This window comes from Streptomyces sp. NPDC058045, assembly GCF_042885635.1.
Classification (GTDB): Bacteria; Actinomycetota; Actinomycetes; order Streptomycetales; family Streptomycetaceae; genus Streptomyces.
Map to the genome: position 1 here is coordinate 47,121 of NZ_JBHVRR010000039.1, position 6,000 is coordinate 53,120.

Annotated in this window: 7 protein-coding genes and 1 pseudogene; 3 read left to right on the forward strand and 5 right to left on the reverse strand. The window is 69.2% G+C overall.

Annotation, left to right across the window (positions count from 1 at the left end):
* Positions 1-273: 273 nt before the first annotated feature.
* The 4 genes and pseudogenes from ACFVST_RS21975 to ACFVST_RS21990 form a co-directional block, all read right to left on the reverse strand.
* Positions 274-429, reverse strand: coding sequence for a hypothetical protein (locus ACFVST_RS21975; protein WP_390154556.1), 156 nt, complete (start codon positions 427-429; stop codon positions 274-276).
* On the reverse strand, positions 426-929 hold the full coding sequence (locus ACFVST_RS21980) for a hypothetical protein (protein WP_390154577.1): 504 nt from the start codon (positions 927-929) through the stop codon (positions 426-428). The genes ACFVST_RS21975 and ACFVST_RS21980 overlap by 4 nt, the downstream gene beginning before the upstream one ends.
* Positions 926-1,078 (reverse strand): hypothetical protein, encoded by a 153-nt coding sequence (locus tag ACFVST_RS21985; RefSeq protein ID WP_390154580.1) that lies wholly within the window; start codon positions 1,076-1,078, stop codon positions 926-928. Before ACFVST_RS21985 ends, ACFVST_RS21980 begins: the two co-directional genes overlap by 4 nt.
* Positions 1,079-1,250: 172 nt before the next feature.
* A pseudogene (locus tag ACFVST_RS21990) lies at positions 1,251-1,406 on the reverse strand (helicase associated domain-containing protein); the annotation flags it as partial.
* Between the two features lie 357 nt (positions 1,407-1,763).
* Here ACFVST_RS21990 and ACFVST_RS21995 point away from each other — a divergent pair.
* The 3 genes from ACFVST_RS21995 to ACFVST_RS22005 all read left to right on the forward strand — a co-directional run bounded on the left by ACFVST_RS21995 (position 1,764) and on the right by ACFVST_RS22005 (position 2,733).
* On the forward strand, positions 1,764-2,024 hold the full coding sequence (locus ACFVST_RS21995) for a hypothetical protein (protein WP_390154559.1): 261 nt from the start codon (positions 1,764-1,766) through the stop codon (positions 2,022-2,024).
* Positions 2,021-2,422 (forward strand): hypothetical protein, encoded by a 402-nt coding sequence (locus ACFVST_RS22000; protein WP_390154561.1) that lies wholly within the window; start codon positions 2,021-2,023, stop codon positions 2,420-2,422. Before ACFVST_RS21995 ends, ACFVST_RS22000 begins: the two co-directional genes overlap by 4 nt.
* A gap of 68 nt (positions 2,423-2,490) precedes the next feature.
* Positions 2,491-2,733 carry a hypothetical protein gene (locus ACFVST_RS22005; protein ID WP_390154564.1) on the forward strand — a complete coding sequence of 81 codons (243 nt, stop codon included), beginning with the start codon at positions 2,491-2,493 and terminating at the stop codon, positions 2,731-2,733.
* A gap of 267 nt (positions 2,734-3,000) precedes the next feature.
* Here the strand turns inward: ACFVST_RS22005 and ACFVST_RS22010 are convergent, their stop codons facing one another.
* Complete coding sequence (locus ACFVST_RS22010) at positions 3,001-5,577, reverse strand: Helicase associated domain protein (RefSeq protein WP_390154566.1); 2,577 nt, start codon at positions 5,575-5,577, stop codon at positions 3,001-3,003.
* Positions 5,578-6,000: the final 423 nt, after the last annotated feature.

Genomic DNA, 6,000 nt, shown 5'->3' on the forward strand with positions numbered 1-6,000 from the left:
GGCCGTTCTCCACCGAGCGCAGCTGCTGCGTCCCGGGGCACCGGCCGTCCCGCGTCCGGGATGGCCGTGCCGTGCGCCCCGGTGGGGGTGCGGGTTTTCCGATCAGGGGTGGGGGTCTGGCTCGGAGTCACGGTGCCGCACCGTGGTGGGGGGACACACCTCCGGTGCGGTGTGCGGCTAACGCCACCCCGGCCCGGTAACGGGGCTACCTCCGGTGTCCCCGAATCCCCTCACCACCGTGCGGCCGCGCGGACCACGCCCCACCCGCAGTGCTCAGGCAGCGAGATCGACGTTCAGGAACTCCCGAGTTGTCAGACCGCGCTGTACCGCGCCCAGGCTCACGAGCTTTGCGGTCAGCAGGACCAGTTCGGAGAAGAGGAAGTCGGCTCCGTGAAGCGGCTGTTCGGTCTCAAAGCGGTGCACAGTCATGTCGAAAAGCGGTGCACAGCCATGTCGAAGGCCTTGAGAGCCAAGCGGATGTCCGTCGTGGGGCGGACCGCCTCCCAGGCCGTCACGAGGGCGGTCAGCGCTTCGAGTAGCGAGCGCCGCAAGGGCGTGTGGATGAACCCGTATCGCATGATTCGGGCGACGGCCTCCGGTGTCGGCGGCTCGCTGCAGTACCGCCGCCACAGCCCACCCACGCGGGCTGCGGTCATCATCGACAACGTCGTTGCCCCCACGTCACCGTGCTTGCTGCGCATGGTCGCCAAACCAGAGGACGCCGCGACAGAGGCGTTTCGTGCGGGACGGTCGGCGCACGCGTACAGGATGGACTGCACCGTCACGCGCGCGTCCTCATCCAGGATCGTCATGCCTTGCTCAGCAAGCACGGCCCGTGTCGTGTTCCGCTCAGGCCGACAGCCACCCGATCGGAGTACGACGCTGCCGCGCAGCGGCCTGAGCTCACCAACGGTCTCGGGCTCGCTCATGCCGCCCACTCCAGTCCGAGTTCGGCCAGCGTGGCGAGCTTGTCCTCGGTGAGCTTGGCTCGCCGGGACTTCGTGTTCGACAGCCACACGCCCAGCTTCACCTCCGAGCCGTCCTCCAACGTCTCCACAAGGCCCCTGGGAACCGTCACCGAGCCCTCCCGAGCGGACGTACTGCGCCATGGCCGCCACGCCCTTCTCGAAGGCGCCCAAGGCCGTCTTCGAGGACTTCGCGGGGGCTTCCTGCTCCGGGGGCATCGGCACGACACCGAGCTGCTCCAGGCGCTCGCGCTGCCCGTCCATCAGGGCCGTCCAGACCCCGTGCTGGCGCTGCTTGGCCAGCCACTGCCCGACGGGGCGGTCCAGGGCGGTCGCGGACCGCGGAGCGCACAGCGTCCAGTGCTGCTCGTAGTACGAGCGGGCCGCCGCGGCGGCTTTGGGGACGGCCTGGACGAGCGGGAAGAAGGGGCACGCCGTCATGTGGCTTCGTACCCAGGCAGTCGGCCGCGCAGCTGGCCTGACGTCACGTCATCACCGCGCTCTCCCGGGCGGAGCCCGAGCTGGCGCGGTTCAGGGCGCGGGGAGTGTTCCCACGGTGGGTGGAGGGTGGCGCTTTTCCGGGACCATCCCTGCGGGCGAGGATGTGAGTGGGGCAGTGCGGGCCCGGCAGGGGCTGGACCTTCGGCACCTCCACACCACCGCGGGAGGCATGGCCGCTTCATGGGAAAGGCGTGGAGACCCGACCGCTGCCGATGGCGTTTCGCTCCGCGTTGCGCCCAGCCGCCCGCTCCCGGCAGGTGACTAGAGATGATCTATAGGTCAGGGTATCGTGCAGAGATGAGCCTCACCACGATTCAGGTCGACTCCGCTGTCCGCGACCGTCTGCGGATCCTCGCCGATGCCGCGGGGACCAGCATCGGCGGGATCGTCGCCGACCTGGCCGCCCACACGCTCACGCCGGCCGAGCTGCAGGAGCGTACGGTTGCGGCGCGCCGGGTGTTGACCGAGGAGTTCGGCGCTCGCCTGGACGACGTAGCCGAAGGGCAACGGGCGGAGGAATTCTGGGCCGGCCTTGAGGGCACCGGCCCCGCCGCGTGAGCGCCACCGCGGTCGTCTTCGACCACACCGCACTGGCCGCGCTCGGGACCGGCCACAGCTTCCTGGCCCATCTGGTGGAGGCCGCGCACCGCGATTCCCGCCGCCAGATCCTCATCCCCGTCCTGGCCCTGACCCGCGCGGAACAGGACCGCCCCGGCAGCGCCGAGCACTTCGGCGCCCTGCCCGCACTGTCCTTCGTCGACCTCGACTTCCCCACGGCCAGCGCGATCGGCGCCCACGGCGCGGCCGGCCACGCCTGGGAAGTCGTACACGCCGCACAGGTCGCCCGCCCGGGCCCGTACTGGCCCCAAGGCCTGACCCTGTTCACCACCACACCGGACCTCTACACGCAGTTGGACGTCAAAGCCTTCCCCATCGCTCCGACCGGATCGTCCTGAACGCGCGTCTACACAGCCTGGAGCGGCGCCGCACGTCCCTATCGCACGGCCGCCTCGTTGGGCTCGGCATGACGATGTACGACACCGCTCCCCGGCCAGCTCCGAAGGCGGAGGGCGCCATCCCGACGACAGTCCGCTCCGACCCAAGCGAGTCCCACGAGATCGATCAATGGCTCCTGGATCTGAGGGTCCAGACCGGCGTCCGCTGGGACAAGTCAGAGGTGATCCGTGAACTGCTGCGCATGGCGCGCGCATCCGACGGGATCCTGCGCGACGCGCTGACCGCCCGCGCCAAGAGGGCCGGCGCCTGACACAGCGCGAAGGGGCCACGCCGACTCCGGCGTGGCCCCTCGCGCGGTTCCTGACGGCCGCTACGCCGTTGCCCACTCCAGCCCAAAGTCCGCCAGCGCCTGGAGTCGTCCGCGCTCAGCTTGGCGCGCCTGCTCTTGCTGTTGCTCAAAAGCCCCAAGCCGGGCCTCAATCCCGTCCTCAAGCCGCTCTATGTGAGCCCTGGGGACCCTCACAACGCCACCCTGCTGAAGCTTCTTTTGAACAAATCCCAACGCCACCGATCCTGCTCACCAGCGCATGTCCAGTTGGTCCAAATCTCGGCGTCGTTGGTCGGTGAGTTTGTCTGCCCGGCGGCGTACGTTGGTGGTCCACATGCCCAGGGCGACGGGCACGGTGTCCTCGGCGGTCACTTCGCGTCCGGTGGCGGCGGGTCCTGCTACGTCGAGGGGCACCTCCTCAACGTGTTTTCTGGGTACGTTCAGGTGCCCTTCCCGTGCGTGGAACTGTCGTGCGGCAGCGAGGTTGAGGGCCCATTTGTCGTCCTGGGTCCGTTTCGCTGGTCGTGTGGCCTGCCGTTCGGCTTTCCCGGCTGGTTTCAGGCCGAGGGTGTTCTCCAGTAGCCATACCTGCGCGGGTAGCAGTTCGTCCCATCCGCGCTGCTGTGCCTGTACCCAGCGTCCCAAGTCCTCGCCGTGGGCGATGACTTCACCTACCGCGGTCGGTACGGTGCCGCCGTCGCGGACGTGTGCCTGGAGGAGTCGGAAGGCGCGTTGCCAGCCCACGTCCCATGCCGGGGCCCAGTCGGGGTCGATGTCCTCCAGCGCCCTGCGTCGGGATTCCGGGAGTGCGCCGGCTGCGGAGCCGGCGGGGAGGCCGGCTTCGCGCCGGGCTTCGAGCTGGTCGGCGAGTTTGGCCGCGGCCCGTTGCGCCTTGGCCCAGTTCCCTACCGGGTATCCGCCCCAGACCGCGGTTGCCGGGGGGAGGAAGTGCCCGTGCTCACCGGCCCATTCCCGGGCGGCGGCGAGGCCTTCTTCGAAGGCGAGGTCCTGGTGCGACCACACCATCCCCAGCGCATCCAGCTCCGCGATCCGCTCCGCGTCGAGCTGCCCGGCCTTCCGGGCTTTTCGTCGGGTGGCGAGCCAGGTCCCGAGTGGGAACCCGGCCGGCGTCCAGTCCTCGGGGGTGATGTAGTCGTACGGCACCCGCAACTGCTCAGCGCCGGTCTCCTTCACCCACCGGACCGCGGCCTCGATGCCGCGTCGCCAGTACTCGTTCTCCGGCTCCAGCACCCGCAATCGGACGAACCGCGCGAGCTGCGCCGGATCCCTCGGCGAGGAGAACTTCAGCAACTCCCGCGCCCCGGCACTCACCGCCCCCGCCGACTCGGCCTCACCCTCGCTCAGGGTTTCGGCGTCACCCGGAAATGCCTCTGTCCGACCCTCATCCTCGGCTCCACCGGTGTCTTCGCCGGTCCAACTGCCGCTGCGGGCTCGGGAGTCGGCGAGGGCTTCGATGGTCTCCGTGTCGTGTGCACGGAGCGCGGAAAGGACCTTTGCAAGGCCCTGGTAGGCGCCGGACGACAGCATGTCCTCGGGATTCTCGTCTTCTCCGAGGAATACGGGAACGACGAGCGAGGCGACTTTCCCTTCCCTGGGCCGCATTCTCAACGCACGCCCGACCATTTGCACGATGTCGACCATCGACCCCCGCACATCACAGAAGGCGACCGAATCCGCGACGGTATCGACGCCCTCTCCGAGAACTTTGACTGATGCCAGCACACGCAGCGCCGCGGGCAGCAGCTCGGGCCCGGCACCGGCGGGCGCCGGGTGCTCGATGACATCGGAGTCGAACTCCTCTAGGACCGCACGCCGGCGGGCGGGCGGGTGGTCTCCGTACAGCCAGCTCGCCCACACCCGCTGCGGATCCGGATACGTCCGCGGGTCCTGCTCCCACAACCGGCCCGCGGCGTCCGCGATGCCGCCGGCCATGGCCTCGGCCTCGGCGACGCGGGAGTGGAAGGTGAGTACCTTCCGCAGGTTCTCCTGCGCGGCCGCGGTCAGCACACCCGCCTGCAACGCGGCCAGCCGCGCCCCACGCACCCGCTCGGTCCCCATGCCCAACTGCGCACGGCGCCCGTATTCGGGGTCGCGGATGTCGACGCACACCACCTGATACGGCGCAATCAACCCCCGTCCGATCGCCTCCGACAACGTCAGCTTGTACGCGACGGGCCCGAAGACGGGGGAGTCCTCGCTCATGCTCGCCACCAGCCGCGGCACCTCATCACTCCGTGGTCCCGGGGCGGCTTCCCACACCCGCGGTGTGGCGGTCATGTACAGCCGGCGCGCCGCGGGGATCTTCTGCTGGTCGTGCACGGTGGCCCATGGCTTGAGGCCGTCCCCGCTGGTGCGGTGCGCCTCGTCGACCACCACCAGGTCCCACGCGGCAAGGCCGGCCGCGTGTGCCTGCTGGAGGACACCCACCGAGGCGTACGTCCCGAACACCGTCACGGTGTCCAAGTCCTGTGTCCAGGCGACGAGTTCACCCGCATCCGTGGTGCACGGCACGCCCTGGGAGTCCCGTGCCGACAGTCGGCACACCCCGACCATCGCCCCTGCCCGTCCGCCGTCCCGACGCCACGCGGTCGCCAGCTGCACCAGCAGGTCCCGTGTCGGTACCAGCACCAAGACCCGCCGCGCACCGAGTCGTTGGGCTGTCGCAGCGGCGATGAGGGTTTTGCCAGAGCCGGTGGCGGCGATGCACTGGCACCGCAGCCCATCGGCCGGCAGATGCCCGTCCGCGGGTGTCTGCAGGGCCCGGAGGATGGCGTCGACGGCCTCGACCTGGTGCGGCCGCAACACCGCTGCAGAACGATGCGCGTGATCGGATTCGGTTCCCTCTGCGGATTTCATCTTTCTGTCCCTGACTTCTGCGATAGAATTGCCGAATTCGTGGCGGCCAGGATTCGGTTAGCGAATCTGCGTCGTCGTCACTTGGTTCTGTCGACTCCTAGCCAGTCCTGGATTCGGTGGTCTGCCCTCAGGCCCTAAGATACCTGGCATCTAGTTTGACACACATGTCTTCGGATGTAGAGTTGGTTGGGCTGATCGGGCCGCTTGGCCGCCAAGGTGGAAGTCTTGCATCAAGATCGAACTGATACACCGTCGCCAGCCTCAACCGGTAAGACCCATGCCCCGCGTGACGTCCCCAGGCCGGATCGCGGAGCGATCCGAGCCGCGGACAACGGAGTTGGCCGCACCGGCCACGGAGTGGCCGGCACGCAT